This window comes from Noviherbaspirillum malthae, assembly GCF_015352985.1.
GTDB classification, from domain to species: Bacteria; Pseudomonadota; Gammaproteobacteria; order Burkholderiales; family Burkholderiaceae_D; genus Noviherbaspirillum; species Noviherbaspirillum malthae.
In genome coordinates, this window is record NZ_JACYXF010000001.1 from 447,276 (window position 1) to 464,935 (window position 17,660).

Consider the following 17,660-nt stretch of genomic DNA (forward strand, 5'->3'; position numbering starts at 1 on the left):
TCAACCGCCTATTTTACCGCCTCTGCCTCCATCTAATCATGAGTTCCTCTTCCAACGTCTCCCTTTCCTACCGCGATGCCGGTGTTGACATTGACGCGGGCGATGCCCTGGTCGAAGCCATCAAGCCTTTTGCCAAGCGCACCATGCGCGAAGGCGTGCTCGGCGGCATCGGCGGCTTCGGCGCGCTGTTTGAAATCAGCAAGAAATACAAGGAACCGGTGCTCGTTTCCGGCACCGACGGCGTTGGGACCAAACTCAAGCTGGCCTTCCACCTGAACAAGCACGACACCGTCGGCATCGACCTGGTCGCGATGAGCGTCAACGACATTCTCGTGCAGGGCGCCGAACCGCTGTTCTTCCTCGATTACTTTGCCTGCGGCAAGCTCGACGTCCCGTCGGCGACCGATGTCATCAAGGGCATCGCGAAAGGCTGCGAACTGGCGGGTTGCGCGCTGATCGGCGGCGAAACGGCGGAAATGCCGAGCATGTACCCCGACGGCGAATACGACCTGGCCGGCTTTGCCGTCGGCGCGGTCGAAAAGTCGAAGCTCATCGACGGCAGCAAGATCGTGCCGGGCGACGTGGTGCTGGGCCTGGCTTCCTCCGGCGCGCATTCCAACGGCTATTCGCTGGTGCGCAAGATCATCTCGGTGGCCCAGCCCGACCTGAACGCCGATTTCCACGGACGCCGCCTCGCGGACGTGCTGCTGGAGCCGACCCACATCTATGTCAAGCCGCTGCTGGCGCTGATGCAGACGCTGGAAGTCAAGGGCATGGCCCATATCACCGGCGGCGGTCTGGTGGAAAACGTGCCGCGCGTGTTGCGCGACAACCTCACCGCCGTCCTGCACCGCGACGCCTGGACCATGCCGCCGCTGTTCTCCTGGCTGCAGCAGCACGGCAATGTCGCCGATGACGAAATGCACCGCGTCTTCAACTGCGGCATCGGCATGGTGGTCATCGTGTCGCAGGAAAATGCGGATGCGGCGATTGCCCAGCTGAAGGCTGCCGGCGAGACGGTCACGCGCATCGGCGAGATCCGCGAACGCAAGGACGGCGAGGCGCAGACCATCGTCGTCTGACGCATAATCGCAGATTGCAAAAGAAGGCTGCGGTGCGAAGAGCGCCGCAGCCTTTTTATTTTGCTGTTCGGAAAAATTCTTTGGATTTCGAAGGGGAAGCGCCTGCGTCGCTAGCAGATCAATGCTGCTGCCTCGACCGGTTCTGCTGGGCCAGCGTCTGCAGCGGCGCAGGGTGCGCGTCGGTATTGGCGACGCTCTGCGGTGGCGGGATGCGCACCGGCTGATTGCGGACCGCAGTGGTGGACAGCACATTCACCTGGGCATCCGGCGCCGCATTCCATACCGGGTCGTCGATATTCTCGAACACTCTCTTCAACTGCTGCCCCCAGGTGTCGCGGATCATCCGGAAATACTGGTTCTTCTCGTCGATCGTGACGAAGCGCGTGACCGCCAGCGAGTCCTTTTCATAGATGAGCAGGTCCAGGGGCAGGCCGACCGACACGTTGGACTTCAAGGTGGAATCCATGGAAATCAGCGCGCATTTCGCCGCCTCGTCGAGGCTGGTGGCAGGCGTGATCACCCGGTCAATGATGGGCTTGCCGTATTTGGCTTCGCCGATCTGGAAATAAGAGGCTTCGTTCTGGGCCTCGATGAAATTGCCTGCGGAATAGATCTGGAACAGCCGGCAGCGCTCGCCGTTGATCTGGCCGCCCAGGATCAGGCTGACATTGAAATCGATGCCGAATTCGCGCAGCGAGCGCGCATCGCGTTCATACACCGCCCGCACCGCTTCGCCGACGATCTGCGCCGCTTCGTCCATGCTGCTCGCCGTCCATATGCTCCTGCCGCCGGTGGCCGACGGATGGCCCAACATCTGCCGCACCGATTGCGAAATCGACAGGTTTCCGGCGCTCATCAGCACCATCATGCGGTCGCCGGGATTCTCGAACACCGTCATTTTGCGGAACGTGCTTACCTGATCGACTCCGGCGTTGGTGCGCGAGTCGGACAGGAAAACCAGCCCCGAATCGAGGCGTATGGCGACGCAGTAAGTCATGGTTGCAACCGGGAATGCAAAATCGGGATTTTACAGGATGCCCTTCTGCTTCTGTCCGAATTGGTGCGCCATGCCGCGCATTTTGTCGGTGTGCAACAAGCTTGCCATTTCTTCATTTCAAGGCGATATCGACCCTGACATCGAGGGTTTCGGTTCCGCCGCCGCGCCGCACGCCGCGGATCGGCGCAGCGGAATCGTAGTCGCGTCCGATCGCCAGCCGGCACAGCGATGCATCGGCATAGCGCGCATGCGTGATATCGATGCTGCACCAGCCGCTGTAGCCGCTTTCCTCTACCCAGACATCGACCCAGGCATGGCTTTCCGCATGGCTGGTGTTGCCCGGATCGATATAGCCGGAAACATAACGCGCCGGGATGCCCTGCACATGGCAGCAGGCCAGGAACAGGTGGGCATAATCCTGGCAGACTCCGCGACCAAGCTTCAGCGCTTCCGCACCGGTGGAGGTGACCACCGTGGCGCCGCTCTGGTAGGTCACCTTGTCACGGATGGCATCGGAAAAGGCGAGCAGCCGGCTGCCGTCCGCGTTCCGCGGAAGGAAGGCCTGCGCGAATTCGACGACCGCCTCGTCCGCTTCGGTCAGCCGCGTGGGCACGGTGAACACCAGCGGCGAGAAGCCGGAGGCGTCGGGCAGCCGTCCGCGGTCGAGCGGCGCCACCTCGACGATGCCTTCCGCGACGATGCGCACCTCGTCGTGCTGGCCGGTGATGGTCAGCATGTGGCAGGGGTTGCCGAAGGCATCGGTGAAGCCGTGGCGCCGCCCGGTGGTGGCAATCGACCAGGAGCGCACCTGCTGGTGCGGCTCGGTGCGCGGCGTCAGGCGCAGCTGCTGGATGGTATAGCTCTGCGGCGCCGTGTAGTGGTACACCGTCTCGTGGCGGATGGAGAGCGCCATGGTCATGCCGCCAGCGGAACGAGAAAGTCGCGGCTGACGCGATTGCCCAGTTCGAAGATGCGTTCGAGGAACCGGGTCAGGAAATCGTGCAGCCCGTCTTTCAGGATTTCATGGATGTCGCCGAACTTCAGCTCGGCATGCAGCCGCCCGGCAAAGCGTTCGGTATCGGCCGAGACGTCATTGCGCACATGCTGCAGATTGTTGACCACCTCTTCCAGGCAGGCCAGCAGGGAGCGCGGCATGTCGCCGCGCAGCATCAGCAGTTCGGCTACCCGTTCCGGCGTGATCACGTCGCGGTACACTTTCCTGTAGATCTCGAAGGCCGATACCGAGCGCAGGATCGCCGCCCAATAATAGAAGTCGCGCCGGGATTCTTCCTCGGGCGGCTCGTCGGTGTCGGTATTCGACTGCGTGCCGTGGAATTTCACGTCCAGGATGCGCGCGGTGTTGTCTGCGCGTTCAAGGAAGGTGCCGAGGCGGATGAAGTAGAACGCCTCGTCTTTCAGCATGGTGCCGATGGTGACGCCGCGCGACAGATGGGATCGGTACTTGACCCATTCGAAGAACTGGCTGGGATCGCGCTCGAGCAGGCGGCTGCGCAGCTTGTTCTGCAGCTCCAGGTAGGTTGCGTTCTGGGTTTCCCACACTTCGGTGGTCAGCGTGCCGCGCACGGCGCGCGCGTTTTCCCGCGCCTGCGTCAGGCAGGACACGATGGACGAAGGGTTGTCCGGATCGCGCACCATGAAGTCGAGCACGTCTCTCGCGGTCAGCAGGCCGTACTTGTTGTCGAAGGCCTGCAGCAATTCGGAAATGCCCAGCATCGCCCGCCAGCCCTGTTCGGCGGCGTGCGCGGATTGCGGCATGAGGGCGGTCTGGACGTTGACGTCCAGCATGCGGGCGGTATTTTCGGCGCGCTCGGTGTAGCGGGCCATCCAGAACAGGTGATCGGCAGTGCGGCTCAGCATCTCATTTCTCCAAAACCCAGGTGTCCTTGGTGCCGCCGCCCTGCGACGAATTCACCACCAGCGAGCCCTCCTTGAGGGCCACGCGCGTCAGGCCGCCCTTGACCATCGATATCGTCTTGCCCGACAGGACGAAGGGCCGCAGGTCGATATGGCGCGGCGCAATGCCCGATTCCACGTAGGTGGGGCAGGCCGACAGCGCCAGCGTGGGTTGGGCGATGTAGCCGTCCGGCTTCGCGATCACGCGCTCGCGGAAGGCTTCGATTTCGGCCTTGGTGGAAGCCGGCCCGACCAGCATGCCATAGCCGCCGGCGCCGTGCACTTCCTTGACCACCAGTTCGGGCAGATGGGCGAGCGTGTATTCCAGGTCTTCCTTCCTGCGGCACTGGTAGGTCGGCACGTTGTTGAGGATCGGCTCTTCCGACAGGTAGAACCGGATCATGTCCGGCACGAAGGGATAGATGGACTTGTCGTCGGCCACGCCGGTGCCGATCGCATTGGCGAGCGTGACCCGGCCGGCACGGTAGACGGAGAGCAGGCCCGGCACGCCCAGCGAGGAGTCGGGACGGAAAGCCAGCGGATCGAGGAAGTCGTCGTCGATGCGGCGGTAGATCACGTCGACGCGTTTCGGCCCGCGCGTGGTGCGCATGAAGACCGCATTGTCGTCGACGAACATGTCCTTGCCTTCGACCAGTTCGACACCCATCTGCTGGGCGAGGAAGGCATGTTCGAAGTAGGCGGAGTTGTACATGCCCGGCGTCATGACCACCACGGTGGGGTCGCTCACGCCCATCGGCGCCACCGAGCGCAGGTTGTCGAGCAGCATGTCGGGGTAGTGGGCGACCGGCGCCACCTTGTAGCGCGAGAACAGTTCCGGGAACAGCCGCATCATCATCTTGCGGTCTTCCAGCATGTAGGACACGCCGGACGGCACGCGCAGGTTGTCTTCGAGCACGTAGAACTCGCCTTCGCCGGCGCGCACGATATCGATGCCGGCGATATGGGCATAGATGTCGGAGGCGACGGAAATGCCCTGCATCTCGGGGCGGTACTGTGCGTTCCTGAACAGCTGCTCGGCCGGAATGACGCCCGCCTTGACGATGTTCTGGTCATGGTAGATGTCGTGGATGAACATGTTCAGCGCCTTCACCCGCTGCACCAGGCCGGTTTCCAGCGTCGTCCATTCCGCCGCCGGGATGATGCGGGGAATGATGTCGAAGGGGATCAGGCGCTCGGTGCCGGCATCGTTGCCGTACACGGCGAAGGTGATGCCCACCCGGCGAAAGATCAGGTCGGCTTCGCCGCGCTTCGCCGCCACCGTGTCCGGCGTCTGCTCGTCCAGCCAGGCCTTCAATTCGCGGTAGTGCTCGCGCACCTGCGATGATCCGTCCGAATACATCTCATTGAAAAAATTGGGCATGGCCTGCTCTGTTTGCGAATTCAAATGAAGGGAAATATTTGCAGCTTAGCGCAAGGGAAGCGCCTGCTCGCTGCGCTTCGTCATGCCAATGCCAGAAACGTGCCAGCAGGAATGCCGGCACGCAGGGAGCAGGCCGGTTACGGCGTGCGGATGTGGTCGACCAGCGCGCCGGTGCGCTGATCCGGTGCGCGCGTCAGCAGGCTCACCAGCGTGATGGCGGCGAATCCGGCCGGCACGCCGAAGACGCCGGCGGAGATCGGCGCGATGCCGAACCACTGGTTGATGGAAGAGCCGCCGAGCGCCGGATAGGTGCGCACCATGTAATACACGCAGATGGCGAAACCGGTCAGCATGCCCGCGATTGCACCTTGCTGGTTCGCACGTTTCCAGAAAACGCCCAATACTAGGGCAGGGAACAGGGCCGACGATGCCAGCGAAAACGCCGCGCCCACCATGGACAGGATATCGCCCGGCTTGAGCGACGCGGCATAGGCGGCCACCAGCGCCACCACCAGCAGCAGCAGCTTGGAAATGGTCACCCGCTTCTGGCTCGACGCCTTCGGATCGACGGTCTTGTAATAGATGTCGTGCGACAGCGCATTGGAAATGGTCAGCAGCAGGCCGTCGGCGGTGGAGAGCGCCGCGGCGAGACCGCCGGCGGCGATCAGGCCGGAAATCACATAGGGCAGGCCGGCAATCTCCGGCGTGGCGAGCACCACGATGTCGCCGTCCATGGCGATTTCCGCCAACTGCACGATGCCGTCGCGGTTCATGTCGGTGATCGTCACCAGCGGATTGATCTTGTCGATGTTCGCCCAGTACGACACCCAGGCCGGCAGCTTGGAAAACGACGTGCCGACCAGCGAGGTGTAGATGTCGTACTTCACCAGCACCGCCAGTGCCGGCACGGTGATGTAGAGCAGCATGATGAAGAACAGCGACCAGAATACCGACCGGCGCGCCGCCTTCACCGTCGGCGTCGTATAGAACCGCACGAGAATATGCGGCAGCGCCGCCGTGCCCATCATCAGGCACAGCACCAATGCCAGGAAATTGTTGCGCTTGTTGTCCGAGGCTTCCTTCGTCTTGCCGGGAAACGGTTCTTCATGCGCCACCAGCGGTTCGGCCCGCGCCAGGTTGTAGGCGCGCGCCTCCGTCCATTTCCTTCTGGCTTCGGCGGGATCCTTCGGATAGGTAGCGAGGGCGCGTGCAGCCGCCTTGATTTCGATGAGCGAAGCATTGCCGCGCTTGAGATTGTCCACATGCCACTGAGCATCCTGAAAGCCTTCCTCCCATGACTTGGGCAGGGTCTTCAGCTTTTCCTCGTACTGACGGGCGCGCTCTAGGAAAATGGTCCTGACCTGCTGTTCGCCTTTATCGAGATTCAATGCCTTTTCGCGCTCGCTCAGCTTCGCCAGCGCCGAGCCGTAGGCGACTTGCGGAATCGGCACATTGGTATGCTTGGCCGACAGCCAGACCACCGGAATCATGTAGGCGATGATCATGATGATGTACTGCGCCACCTGAGTCCAGGTAATGGCGCGCATGCCGCCGAGGAAGGAGCAGACCAGGATGCTGGCCAGCCCGAGGAAGATGCCGACCGAGAAATCGACGCCGGTGAAGCGGGACGTGATCAGGCCGACGCCGTAGATCTGCGCAACTACATAGGTAAAGGACACCAGCACGGTGGCCATGACGCCCAGCACCCTGACCATGCTGCCGTTGTTGCTGCCGCAATAGCGGACGGCGAGAAAGTCGGGAATCGTGTACTGGCCGAACTTGTTGAGGTAGGGCGCAATCAGCAGGGCGACCAGGCAGAAGCCGCCGGTCCAGCCGAGGATGTAGGCAAGGCCGTCGAATCCCAGTACGTAGAGCCCGCCGGCAAGGCTGATGAAACTGGCGGCCGACATCCAGTCGGCGGCGGTCGCCATGCCGTTGAACATCGGCGGCACGCGGCGGCCGGCCACATAGTATTCGGACACGTCCGAGGTGCGGCTGAGCACGCCGATGCCCGCATACAGCACGATGGTCGAGAACATGAACATGTAGCCGATCCAGGCGCGCGGGAAGCCTTCCTTCTCGAGGATGGACAGGGCGGCCAGGAAGGCGATGAAGCCGAGCGTGTACCAGCCGTAATAGCGGACCAGCCGATGGAAGAAGGCCCTATTCGGCATCGCGGGTCTCGTTTTCCAGCAGGCGGTCGAGCTTGCCCATGCGCCGCATGTAGACGGCAATGATCAGGAGATAGAGCACGGTCAGACCCTGGCCCGCCATGTAGAAGGACACCGGCCAGCCGAGGATCGTGAGCGCGGAAAATTCACGGGCGAAGAAGATGAAGACGAAGGTCGTCAGGAACCAGGCCGAGATGAGTACGGCCGTCAGGCGGCGCACGCGGCGCCAGTAAAGGGCACGTTTCTGGAGAATTTTTTCCGCGCTCATCAGCCTATGTCCTCGATGAAGTCGGGACGCTGCTCCATGCGCAGGGTCACGCGGAACAGGCAGCCGGGATGTTTTGGATCATGGGAATGCGGATTGTTGAAAATGTCGACGATGGCATCATGCTGCTGCGCGATCTCGCGGACGATGGCCAGGCCCAGTCCGCTTCCCTCCACATTGCTTCCGAGAATGCGGTAGAAGCGCTCGAACACATGCGCCCGCTCGGCGGGCGGAATGCCGGGGCCGGTATCTTCCACTTCCAGGATCGCCTGTTCCTGCGCAGCGTTGGCGCGCACCCGCACGGTGACGCTGCCGCCAGCCGGCGTGTAGCGCAGCGCATTGTCGATCAGGTTGGTCAGCAGCTCCCGCAGCATGATCGGATTGCCCTTGACCATGATCGGATGGCCGGGCTGCTCGAAGCCGAGATCGATGCGGTGCGCAAAGGATTGCTGCACCCAGTCGTGCACGACATTGCGCGCCAGCTCCGACAGTTCCACCGGCACGAAGGAGCTGGATTCGGGATTCTGGTTTTCGGCCCGCGCCAGCGACAGCAGCTGGTTGACCAGGCGGGTCGCCGTCTCCGAGCTCTTCGACAGCTGTTCCAGCGAGCGGTGGATTTCCTCGGGCCGCTCTTCGCGCAGGGCCAGCTCGGACTGCATGCGCATGCCGGCCAGCGGCGTCTTCATCTGGTGCGCCGCATCGGCGATGAAGCGCTTCTGCATCTGTATGCTCTGCGACAGCCGTTCCAGCATCTCGTTGAGTGAACGCACGAGCGGGGAAATTTCTTCCGGGACCTGGCCGGAATCGATCGGACTCAGGTCGTCCGAGCGCCTGGCGCGGATGCGCTGCTGCAGTTCGGCCAGCGGCGACAAGCCGCGCGACAGGGCGAACCACACCAGGGCCAGCGCCACCGGCAGGATGATGAACTGCGGCAGGATCACGCCCTTGATGATTTCATTGGCCAGGAAGGCGCGCTTGTCGAGCGTTTCGGCGACCTGGATCAGGGCCACCATGGAATCCCTCCTGCCGTTGGAAGGTGCGCGGGTGCGGCGCAGGTCGACATAGACATACGCCACCCGCACATCGGTGCCGCGCATCGTATCGTTGCGGAACTGGACCGAGCCCGATACCGGCTTTTCCTCGTCGGCAGGCAAGGGCAGCTCGCGGTCGCCGTCGATCAGTTCCCCGTTCGGGCCGATGATCTGGAAGAAGACATTGTCGATATCGTCGGCGCGCAGGATATCCCTGGCCGCCCCCGACAGCGGCGCGACGACCTTGCCGTTGACTTCCTTGACCTGCTGGGCAAGGACGATGACGTTGTCGTCGAGCGCGCGGTCGAATGGATGATTGGCGATCGATTTCGCCACCAGATAGGTGATTGCGATGCTCATCGGCCACAGCAGCAGCAGCGGCACCAGCATCCAGTCCAGGATCTCGCCGAACAGCGAACGCTGGATGCGCTCCTCGGGCTGCGTGGCGACCGGGTCATACAGGATGGACGATGTCGCGGCAGGCTTTTCCTTGCCATCGGCATCTGCATGACGTGCATCACTCATGGGAAGGTTCAGTTGGGCGGCGCGGCGTGGTGGGCGGTATCGGAGAATTTTTCCAGGCAGTAGCCCAGCCCGCGGACGGTGGCGATGCGCACGCCGCCGACCTCGATCTTCTTGCGCAGGCGATGCACGTAGACTTCAATCGCGTTGTTGCTGACTTCCTCGCCCCATTCGCACAGGTGGTCGACCAGCTGCTCCTTCGACACAAGCCGGCCGGTCCGCTGCAGCAGCACTTCCAGCAGGCCCAGTTCCCTGGCCGAGAGGTCGAGCATCTGGTCATTGATGTAGGCGATGCGGCCGACCTGGTCGTAGGACAGCGGGCCATGCTTGATGACGGTCGGCCCGCCGCCGGCGCCGCGCCGCGTGAGTGCGCGCACCCTGGCTTCGAGTTCGGACAGGGCGAATGGCTTGGCCATGAAGTCGTCCGCGCCCAGATCGAGTCCCTTGACGCGCTGCTCGATCGAGTCGCCGGCAGTGAGGATGAGCACCGGCAGGCGGGAGTTGCGGGCCCGCAGCCGCCGCAGAACCTCGAGGCCGGACATCTTGGGCAGGCCGAGATCGAGAATCAGCAAATCGAAGTCCTGCGTCGACAGCGCCGAATCGGCTTCCTGTCCATTCTTGACACAATCGGTCGCATAGCCGGACTGGCGCAGTGAGCGGGTGAGTCCGTCGGCAAGTACACTATCGTCTTCGGCAAGCAGGATACGCATGGTCGGGGCCGGCAATCAGGGTGGAACAAGTCTATTGCTTTTTGGTAACGCCATCAAGGCGCACCGCGAAGGTACACGAGATTCATATTAATCAACTTTGCCGCGGATGAAAATTGATGTAATTTGGTGCTTGCGCCGATCACTGTTTTTTTATACAGTATGCCTTGTGACTTCAAATGCCGCCTCCAGATAAGAGACTCACTACAGTGAACTCTGATTTGAATACTTAACCGTCGAAAGAATACAGTTATGGACGACAAGAAAACAGCGCAAAACCCGGAAAAGAGCAAGGCACTCGCCGCGGCGCTGGCTCAGATTGAAAAGCAGTTCGGCAAGGGCTCCGTCATGCGCATGGTCGATGGCGCGGTCGCGGAAGAAGTGCAGGTTGTTTCGACGGGTTCTCTCGGTCTGGACATCGCGCTTGGCGTCGGCGGCCTGCCCCGCGGGCGCGTGGTCGAAATCTACGGACCGGAATCTTCCGGTAAAACCACGCTGACCCTGCAGGCGATTGCAGAAATGCAGAAACTGGGCGGCACCTGCGCCTTCATCGATGCGGAGCATGCGCTTGACGTGGTCTATGCGCAGAAGCTGGGCGTCAATCTTTCCGATCTGCTCATTTCCCAGCCTGATACAGGCGAGCAGGCGCTTGAAATCTGCGACGCGCTGGTGCGTTCCGGCAGCGTCGACCTGGTGGTGGTCGACTCCGTCGCCGCCCTGACGCCGCGCGCCGAAATCGAAGGCGACATGGGCGATTCCCTGCCGGGTCTGCAAGCCCGCCTGATGTCCCAGGCGCTGCGCAAGCTGACCGGCAGCATCAACCGCACTAACACCCTGGTCATCTTCATCAACCAGATCCGCATGAAGATCGGCGTCATGTTCGGCAACCCGGAAACCACGACCGGCGGCAATGCGCTCAAGTTCTATGCGTCGGTTCGCCTGGATATCCGCCGTACCGGCTCGATCAAGTCGGGTGACGAAGTGATCGGTAACGAAACCAAGGTCAAGGTCGTCAAGAACAAGGTTGCGCCTCCGTTCAGGGAGGCCCACTTCGACATCCTGTATGGCGAAGGCACTTCCCGTGAAGGCGAAATCCTCGATCTGGGCGCTGAAGCCAAGATCGTCGAGAAGTCGGGTGCATGGTACAGCTACAACGGCGAACGTATCGGTCAGGGCAAGGACAACGCCCGTACGTATCTGAGAGAGCATCCGGAGCTGTCGCGCGAGATCGAAAACAAGGTTCGTGCTTCGCTCGGCGTACCGGAACTGCCGCCGGCCAGCGCGGCTCCTTCGGTGGCTGCCCAGGCTGCTGAAGAGTAATCAAGTTGTAGGGTAAAAGGCAGAATCAGTCGTGTATTGATTCTGCCTTTTTCTTTCATTTTCTTTCAAGTCAGTGTGGTTTGTGGTTACTTCGCGTGAGAGAGCCCGCGCTGCAGTTTGAAGGTGCAATGGAGCGTTGAAGCCGGAAGACGCCATTTATTGATTCGGCCCGAAAAACGGTTCATTTTTCGGGTCGCTGATCTCCCCTCTACCTCTGGAAGAGGGCCGGGGTGAGGGATCGGCCCAGCATATTCTCGGGCCGGATCTATGACAACGGCATGATCCCGGCAAGGTGTTCTTGATATTTGGCCGGCACGAGCGGATCGCGAGCCGCTGGGGCCGGAAATATCCAAGGTTTTTGGCTTGTTCGTGCTTGCATTGCAATGCATTTGCAGTGACAGTACCTGCAATCCGATAAACCGGTGCAATCGTCATTCTGATCCATCATGGCAAAGCCTCAAATGAGCCTGAAAGCGCGGGCTCTGAAGTATCTGTCCTCCCGCGAGCACAGCCGTCTCGAACTGGGACGCAAGCTGTCCCGCTATGCGCAGGAGGGCGACGATGTCGAAGCCTTGCTCGACTGGCTCGAAGCCTCCAGATTCCTCTCCCAATCCCGTTTTTCCGAATCCCTGGTTCACCGCCGCGCATCCCGCTTCGGCAATTCCCGCATCCTCCTGGAACTGCAAAGCCATGGGATCGAGGGCGAAGCGCTGAGCGAGATCAAGTCCAATCTTGCGCAGGATGAAGCGTCTCGTGCGAAAGACGTCTGGTCCAGGCGTTTCCGCCAGCCGCCCGCCGATGCGGCGGAACGCGCAAAGCAGATGCGCTTTCTGCAGCAGCGCGGCTTTTCCCATTCAGCCATACAGGCCGCCATGCGCGCAGCCGAAGCCGAGGCCGACGAGGAATAAGCGCTCGCTGCAATGCCGCATCGCGCATGGAGCGGGTTATAGACAAAACAGAGCTCTTGATATTCGCTTGGTGAATGCCTTAGGCAGGCGCGCCGCTAAAGTGCGGTGATTTATTGATAACTCCGCCTAACTTTCAGTTCTGCAATTTCAGGTTGGCTATGTACTCTGGACCTGTGCTACACTTTCGGGGTTTTTGCAGCGCCGCATGAGCGGCTGCTGCCGTAGAAGCTGCGGCAGCGACACGCAAATGCGGCATATTTTGGCCGCTTCACAGGCATTGGTTGTTATGCCCTTATCTCCGCCGTCATCACGCCGTGCCCTGAGGCACACCCGCGCAATCCAAGTCCAAGCGTTCGCACGCGATGACGGGTTGTGGGACATTGAGGCGCGCATCACCGATACAAAAACCCGTGACAGCAAGCTGGCATCCGGTGTACGCCCGGCCGGCGACCCCATCCATGATCTCTGGCTGCGCCTGACCATCGACCTGCAGCTCAATGTCGTTGCCGCCGAAGCCGCATCCGACGCCGTGCCTTATCCGGGTCATTGCGATACCATCGGCCCCGACTACGGCAAGCTGGTCGGACTCAACCTGCTCAAGGGCTTTCGTGACGGCGTCAAGCAGCGCATGGCGGGCATCCAGGGCTGCACGCATCTGACCGAACTCGCGCAAGTCCTGCCGACCGCGGCGATCCAGGCCTTTGCCGGCGATGTCATCGACACCCGCGACGGCGACCGCGGCGACGATCAGCAGCACAAACCATTTCAACTCGACCGCTGCCATGCCTTGCGCACCGACGGCGCGGCGGTCGCACGATTCTATCCGCGCTGGGCGGTAAAGTCGGAAGCCTCAACCGAACCCAGCTAATCCACCAGTTTCAATTTTTTACTAAGCGTCTGAAGGGAAGCTCGCATGAAAATCCATGAGTATCAGGGCAAAGAAATCCTCCGCAAGTACGGAGTGACGGTTCCGCGCGGTATCCCGTGCTTTTCCGTTGAAGAAGCGGTCAAGGCGGCCGAAACCCTGGGAGGCCCGGTGTGGGTCGTCAAGGCACAAATCCATGCGGGTGGCCGCGGCAAGGGCGGCGGCGTCAAGGTTGCCAAGTCGCTCGACCAGGTCAAGGAATACGCTGACGCCATCATGGGCATGCAGCTCGTCACTCACCAGACCGGCCCGGAAGGCCAGAAGGTGCGCCGCCTGCTGATCGAAGAAGGCGCCGACATCAAGAAGGAACTCTATGTTTCCATGGTGACTGACCGTGTCAGCCAGCGCGTCGTCCTGATGGCGTCGAGCGAAGGCGGCATGGACATCGAGGAAGTCGCCGAGAAGCATCCTGAACTCATTCACAAGGTCGTGATCGACCCGGCAACCGGCCTGACCGATGCCGACGCAGATTCCATCGCCGCCAAGATCGGCGTGCCCGCCGGCTCCATCGCCGATGCGCGCAAGCAGCTGCAGGGCCTCTACAAGGCTTACTGGGAAACAGACTCTTCCCTGGCCGAAATCAACCCGCTGATCCTGACCGGCGACGGCAAGGTCATCGCCCTGGACGCCAAATTCAACTTCGACTCCAACGCGCTGTTCCGCCAGCCCGAGATCGTCGCCATGCGCGACCTCGACGAAGAAGATCCCGCTGAAGTCGAAGCTTCCAAGTTCGACCTCGCCTACATCTCCCTCGACGGCAACATCGGCTGCCTGGTCAACGGCGCCGGCCTGGCCATGGCCACCATGGACACCATCAAGCTGTTCGGCGGCGAGCCGGCCAACTTCCTCGACGTCGGCGGCGGCGCGACAGCGGAGAAGGTCACCGAAGCCTTCAAGATCATGCTGAAGAACCCCGGCCTGAAAGCCATCCTGGTCAACATCTTCGGCGGCATCATGCGCTGCGACGTGATCGCCGAAGGCGTGATCACCGCATCCAAGGCCGTTTCCCTCAAGGTGCCGCTCGTCGTGCGCATGAAGGGCACCAACGAAGACCTGGGCAAGAAGATGCTGGCCGAATCCGGCCTGCCGATCATCTCGGCCGACACCATGGAAGAAGCCGCGCAGAAAGTCGTCGCCGCGGCCAACGGTAAATAATCGAGGGAAGAAATATGTCGATTCTGATCAATAAAGACACCAAAGTCATCACGCAAGGCATCACCGGCAAGACCGGCCAGTTCCACACCCGCATGTGCCGCGACTACGCGAACGGCAAGAACGCGTTCGTCGCCGGCGTGAATCCGAAGAAAGCCGGCGAAGACTTCGAAGGCATTCCGATTTTCGCCAACGTCAAGGACGCCAAGGAAAAGACCGGCGCCACCGTTTCCGTGATCTACGTTCCGCCGGCAGGCGCGGCAGCCGCGATCTGGGAAGCCGTCGAAGCCGAACTCGAACTGGCCATCTGCATCACCGAAGGCATTCCGGTTCGCGACATGCTCGCGCTGAAGGACCGCATGGCCAAGGCCGGCAGCAAGACCCTGCTGCTCGGACCGAACTGCCCCGGCCTGATCACACCCGACGAAATCAAGATCGGCATCATGCCCGGCCACATCCACAAGAAAGGCCGCATCGGTGTCGTTTCCCGTTCCGGCACGCTGACCTATGAAGCCGTCGGCCAGCTGACCGCACTCGGCCTGGGCCAGTCTTCCGCAGTCGGCATCGGCGGCGACCCGATCAACGGTCTGAAGCACATCGACATCATGAAGGCATTCAACGACGATCCCGAGACCGATGCGGTCATCATGATCGGCGAGATCGGCGGTCCGGATGAAGCCAATGCGGCACGTTGGGTCAAGGACAACATGAAGAAGCCGGTCATCGGCTTCATCGCCGGCGTTACCGCGCCTCCGGGCAAGCGCATGGGCCATGCCGGCGCGCTGATCTCCGGCGGCGACGATACCGCGCAAGCCAAGCTGGACATCATGGAAGAGTGCGGCATCAAGGCCACTAAGAATCCGTCGGAAATGGCGCGGCTGCTGAAGGCGGCGCTGTAATCGACACTGCTGCGGCCCCGGCCGCTGCAAGGATAACGGGGAGCGTTCGCGCTCCCCGTTTTTTTCATGGCAACACTCTATCGAGTCGGAAGACTGCGTTATACCAATCCCAAGGCGTAACGTGACAGATGAGAACGATGGATTTTTTCGTCTGGCAAGGCCGGGGTTGCAGATCAGGAGTCCATGGTGGTGCTATGGATGACGAGCACAACGCAGGCAGGCGGAAAAAGACGCGATCTCATGGCATGTTATGCCTCGGGCTTGGTATTAGCCGACGACTTTTCTCTTGCCAATTTGAAAATAGATGCCCGGCGTGGACGTATAATCACTCCCATGTCTCCCAAACCCAAGCTCGAGTTCGCCGCCAGGACGGATGCCGGCATGGTGCGCGCTCACAACGAAGACGCCATCCATGCCAGTCCGGAGCATGCGTTCGCCGTTCTGGCCGACGGCATGGGAGGCTATAACGCCGGCGAAGTGGCCAGCGCGATGGCGGTCGATACGGTTCGCCTGCGCCTGCAGGCCGACCTGCCGAAGCTGTCCGAACGGCGCCGGGACACGCAGGTGCTCCAGTTGCTGAACGCCTCGGTGCATGACGCCAACAAGGCCATTCTCGCCGCTGCCGAAGCCGACCCCGCGTGTCACGGCATGGGCACCACCATCGTGGCCGCCGTCTTCGACGAAGACCGGCTCACGCTGGCGCACGTCGGCGACTCGCGCGCGTACAGGCTGCGCGGCGAAGAACTTGTCCAGATCACAAAAGACCATTCCCTGGTGCAGGAGCAGATCGATGCCGGTCTTGTCGATCCCGAGTCGGCCGCTTATGCCTTGCATCGCAATCTCGTGACCCGGGCAGTGGGCGTCGACCCCGAGATGGATGTCGAGCTGCATGTGCATGCCGTCGAGGAAGGCGATCTCTACCTGTTATGTTCCGACGGCTTGTCGGACATGCTGGACGCCGGTAGCATGAAAGGCATTTTGCAGGAACATCGCGCCTCGCTTGATACGGCCTGCGAGATGCTGGTTGCGCAGGCGAACGCACAGGGCGGTCATGACAACATTTCAGTGGTCCTGATCCAGGTGAGTGCACTCTCTTCCCAGCCGGGCGGGGTGCTGAGCCGTGTCCTCAAGTGGATCAGCTGAGCATCGGCGGACATCCGGCATACATCGCAGCAGGGAGCAGCGTGGCAAAAATCATCGTGTCTTCGGGAACAAAGGTGCTCAGGGAGCTTGAGCTCGGCAAGGAGCGCATGACCATCGGACGCGCCCCGCACAACGACCTGGTGCTGGACGACCTTGCCATCAGCGCAATGCATGCCAGGATCGTGCTCCACCCCGACGGACTCTATATCGAGGATCTCAACAGCACCAACGGCACCCAGATCAACGGCCAGCCGTTCAAGAAACATTTCCTGCAGCATGACGATGTCGTCATGCTCGCGCATTACCGGCTGCATTTCATGTCAGACGGGACAACCTCATCCCAAGTCAAACCGCCGAAAACGGCAGGAGCGCGTCTGCACTTGCTGAACGGGCCGACGCCTGGCAAGGAAGTGGTGCTCAGGGAAGCGCTCACCACGGTCGGGCGGCCCGGCATAGGCGTGGCTGCTCTCGTCTGCGAGGACGGCGCTTACCGGCTGGTGCATGTGGAAGGGAAAATCCGGCCGCTGGTCAACGGCGCCTCGATGGAGGGCGAGAGCTGCGGGATCGCCGACGGCGATGTGCTGGACATCGCCGGCGTCGAGATGAAATTCAGCTGCGGCTGAACGGATTCAAGGGGAAGGCGCCGCGTTCCAGTCGCCCGACTTGCCGCCGCGCTTGGATTGCAGTTGCACATCGGTCATGCACATGCCGCGATCGACCGCCTTGCACATGTCGTAAATGGTCAGCAGCCCGACCTGCACCGCCGTCAGCGCCTCCATCTCCACGCCGGTCTTGCCATAAGTCTCCACCTGGGCGGTGCAGAGAATCGATGACGAGGCTTCGTCCGCCTCGAAATCGACATTCACCCGGGTCAGCGCGAGCGGATGGCAGAGAGGAATCAGGTCGCTGGTTTTCTTGGCGCCCATGATCGCTGCAATTCTCGCAATGCCCAGCACATCTCCCTTTTTTGCCGTCCCGGACAGCACGATGGCCAGCGTTTCCGGCAGCATGCGGATTCTTCCGCTCGCCACGGCGACGCGATGCGTTTCATCCTTTGCGCCGACGTCCACCATGCGGGCCTGGCCGGCTGCGTCGAAATGGGTCAGGCCGCCATCGGCGCTTCCTGCCGGTGTGTGTTCTTTTGTGTCCATAAGTAACAAACTTGAATGCGTGGTACGCAGGTTTGAGGTCGCGGTATCATAGCATCGTGAAATCCAAACTCCTCTCCCGTCACCGCGTATCC

General features: G+C 61.6%; 17 protein-coding genes. 8 read left to right on the top strand and 9 right to left on the bottom strand.

Annotated features, from left to right (window positions below; translation table 11 throughout):
* Positions 1-38: 38 nt before the first annotated feature.
* Positions 39-1,082, top strand: a complete 1,044-nt coding sequence (purM, locus tag IGW03_RS02260) for a phosphoribosylformylglycinamidine cyclo-ligase (RefSeq protein WP_194720871.1) — start codon at positions 39-41, stop codon at positions 1,080-1,082.
* Between the two features lie 118 nt (positions 1,083-1,200).
* On the opposite strand, the gene IGW03_RS02265 is transcribed toward purM, so the two are convergent.
* The 8 genes from IGW03_RS02265 to IGW03_RS02300 form a co-directional block, all read right to left on the bottom strand.
* Positions 1,201-2,079 (bottom strand): proteasome-type protease, encoded by an 879-nt coding sequence (locus IGW03_RS02265; protein WP_194720872.1) that lies wholly within the window; start codon positions 2,077-2,079, stop codon positions 1,201-1,203.
* Between the two features lie 112 nt (positions 2,080-2,191).
* A complete protein-coding gene (locus IGW03_RS02270; RefSeq protein ID WP_194720873.1) occupies positions 2,192-2,992 on the bottom strand; it encodes a transglutaminase family protein in 801 nt (266 codons plus the stop codon).
* A gap of 2 nt (positions 2,993-2,994) precedes the next feature.
* Positions 2,995-3,957 (bottom strand): alpha-E domain-containing protein, encoded by a 963-nt coding sequence (locus tag IGW03_RS02275; RefSeq protein WP_194720874.1) that lies wholly within the window; start codon positions 3,955-3,957, stop codon positions 2,995-2,997.
* Between the two features lies 1 nt (position 3,958).
* Positions 3,959-5,374, bottom strand: a complete 1,416-nt coding sequence (locus tag IGW03_RS02280; protein WP_194720875.1) for a circularly permuted type 2 ATP-grasp protein — start codon at positions 5,372-5,374, stop codon at positions 3,959-3,961.
* Between the two features lie 137 nt (positions 5,375-5,511).
* Positions 5,512-7,548, bottom strand: coding sequence for a sodium:solute symporter family protein (locus tag IGW03_RS02285; RefSeq protein ID WP_194720876.1), 2,037 nt, complete (start codon positions 7,546-7,548; stop codon positions 5,512-5,514).
* Positions 7,538-7,813, bottom strand: coding sequence for a DUF4212 domain-containing protein (locus tag IGW03_RS02290; protein ID WP_194720877.1), 276 nt, complete (start codon positions 7,811-7,813; stop codon positions 7,538-7,540). The genes IGW03_RS02285 and IGW03_RS02290 overlap by 11 nt, the downstream gene beginning before the upstream one ends.
* Complete coding sequence (locus tag IGW03_RS02295) at positions 7,813-9,366, bottom strand: sensor histidine kinase (RefSeq protein WP_194720878.1); 1,554 nt, start codon at positions 9,364-9,366, stop codon at positions 7,813-7,815. Before IGW03_RS02295 ends, IGW03_RS02290 begins: the two co-directional genes overlap by 1 nt.
* Positions 9,367-9,374: 8 nt before the next feature.
* Positions 9,375-10,073 (bottom strand): response regulator, encoded by a 699-nt coding sequence (locus IGW03_RS02300; RefSeq protein WP_194720879.1) that lies wholly within the window; start codon positions 10,071-10,073, stop codon positions 9,375-9,377.
* A gap of 249 nt (positions 10,074-10,322) precedes the next feature.
* On the opposite strand from IGW03_RS02300, the gene recA reads away from it, so the two are divergent.
* From recA to IGW03_RS02335, 7 genes are all read left to right on the top strand, one after another.
* Positions 10,323-11,390, top strand: a complete 1,068-nt coding sequence (recA, locus tag IGW03_RS02305; RefSeq protein ID WP_194720880.1) for a recombinase RecA — start codon at positions 10,323-10,325, stop codon at positions 11,388-11,390.
* 446 nt (positions 11,391-11,836) lie between these two features.
* Positions 11,837-12,298, top strand: coding sequence for a recombination regulator RecX (gene recX / locus IGW03_RS02310; RefSeq protein WP_194720881.1), 462 nt, complete (start codon positions 11,837-11,839; stop codon positions 12,296-12,298).
* Positions 12,299-12,584: 286 nt separating this feature from the next.
* Positions 12,585-13,166 (top strand): DUF2889 domain-containing protein, encoded by a 582-nt coding sequence (locus IGW03_RS02315; RefSeq protein ID WP_194720882.1) that lies wholly within the window; start codon positions 12,585-12,587, stop codon positions 13,164-13,166.
* Positions 13,167-13,211: 45 nt separating this feature from the next.
* On the top strand, positions 13,212-14,378 hold the full coding sequence (gene sucC, locus IGW03_RS02320) for an ADP-forming succinate--CoA ligase subunit beta (RefSeq protein ID WP_194720883.1): 1,167 nt from the start codon (positions 13,212-13,214) through the stop codon (positions 14,376-14,378).
* A 14-nt stretch (positions 14,379-14,392) separates the two neighbouring features.
* Positions 14,393-15,274 carry a succinate--CoA ligase subunit alpha gene (gene sucD / locus IGW03_RS02325; RefSeq protein WP_194720884.1) on the top strand — a complete coding sequence of 294 codons (882 nt, stop codon included), beginning with the start codon at positions 14,393-14,395 and terminating at the stop codon, positions 15,272-15,274.
* Between the two features lie 333 nt (positions 15,275-15,607).
* Positions 15,608-16,417, top strand: a complete 810-nt coding sequence (locus IGW03_RS02330; RefSeq protein ID WP_194720885.1) for a Stp1/IreP family PP2C-type Ser/Thr phosphatase — start codon at positions 15,608-15,610, stop codon at positions 16,415-16,417.
* Between the two features lie 41 nt (positions 16,418-16,458).
* Entirely contained in the window at positions 16,459-17,040 is a 582-nt protein-coding gene (locus IGW03_RS02335) for an FHA domain-containing protein (protein WP_194720886.1), read from the top strand.
* 6 nt (positions 17,041-17,046) lie between these two features.
* Here the strand turns inward: IGW03_RS02335 and moaC are convergent, their stop codons facing one another.
* Positions 17,047-17,568: a cyclic pyranopterin monophosphate synthase MoaC gene (moaC, locus tag IGW03_RS02340; protein ID WP_194720887.1), complete on the bottom strand. Its 522-nt coding sequence runs from the start codon at positions 17,566-17,568 to the stop codon at positions 17,047-17,049.
* Between the last annotated feature and the right edge of the window lie 92 nt (positions 17,569-17,660).

Excerpts from the sequence above, each read along its gene's own strand:
- purM (WP_194720871.1), top strand. The coding sequence starts at position 39 with ATGAGTTCCTCTTCCAACGTCTCCCTTTCCTACCGCGATGCCGGTGTT.
- IGW03_RS02265 (WP_194720872.1), bottom strand. The coding sequence starts at position 2,079 with ATGACTTACTGCGTCGCCATACGCCTCGATTCGGGGCTGGTTTTCCTG.
- IGW03_RS02270 (WP_194720873.1), bottom strand. The coding sequence starts at position 2,992 with ATGGCGCTCTCCATCCGCCACGAGACGGTGTACCACTACACGGCGCCG.
- IGW03_RS02275 (WP_194720874.1), bottom strand. The coding sequence starts at position 3,957 with ATGCTGAGCCGCACTGCCGATCACCTGTTCTGGATGGCCCGCTACACC.
- IGW03_RS02280 (WP_194720875.1), bottom strand. The coding sequence starts at position 5,374 with ATGCCCAATTTTTTCAATGAGATGTATTCGGACGGATCATCGCAGGTG.
- IGW03_RS02285 (WP_194720876.1), bottom strand. The coding sequence starts at position 7,548 with ATGCCGAATAGGGCCTTCTTCCATCGGCTGGTCCGCTATTACGGCTGG.
- IGW03_RS02290 (WP_194720877.1), bottom strand. The coding sequence starts at position 7,813 with ATGAGCGCGGAAAAAATTCTCCAGAAACGTGCCCTTTACTGGCGCCGC.
- IGW03_RS02295 (WP_194720878.1), bottom strand. The coding sequence starts at position 9,366 with ATGAGTGATGCACGTCATGCAGATGCCGATGGCAAGGAAAAGCCTGCC.
- IGW03_RS02300 (WP_194720879.1), bottom strand. The coding sequence starts at position 10,073 with ATGCGTATCCTGCTTGCCGAAGACGATAGTGTACTTGCCGACGGACTC.
- recA (WP_194720880.1), top strand. The coding sequence starts at position 10,323 with ATGGACGACAAGAAAACAGCGCAAAACCCGGAAAAGAGCAAGGCACTC.
- recX (WP_194720881.1), top strand. The coding sequence starts at position 11,837 with ATGGCAAAGCCTCAAATGAGCCTGAAAGCGCGGGCTCTGAAGTATCTG.
- IGW03_RS02315 (WP_194720882.1), top strand. The coding sequence starts at position 12,585 with ATGCCCTTATCTCCGCCGTCATCACGCCGTGCCCTGAGGCACACCCGC.
- sucC (WP_194720883.1), top strand. The coding sequence starts at position 13,212 with ATGAAAATCCATGAGTATCAGGGCAAAGAAATCCTCCGCAAGTACGGA.
- sucD (WP_194720884.1), top strand. The coding sequence starts at position 14,393 with ATGTCGATTCTGATCAATAAAGACACCAAAGTCATCACGCAAGGCATC.
- IGW03_RS02330 (WP_194720885.1), top strand. The coding sequence starts at position 15,608 with ATGTCTCCCAAACCCAAGCTCGAGTTCGCCGCCAGGACGGATGCCGGC.
- moaC (WP_194720887.1), bottom strand. The coding sequence starts at position 17,568 with ATGGACACAAAAGAACACACACCGGCAGGAAGCGCCGATGGCGGCCTG.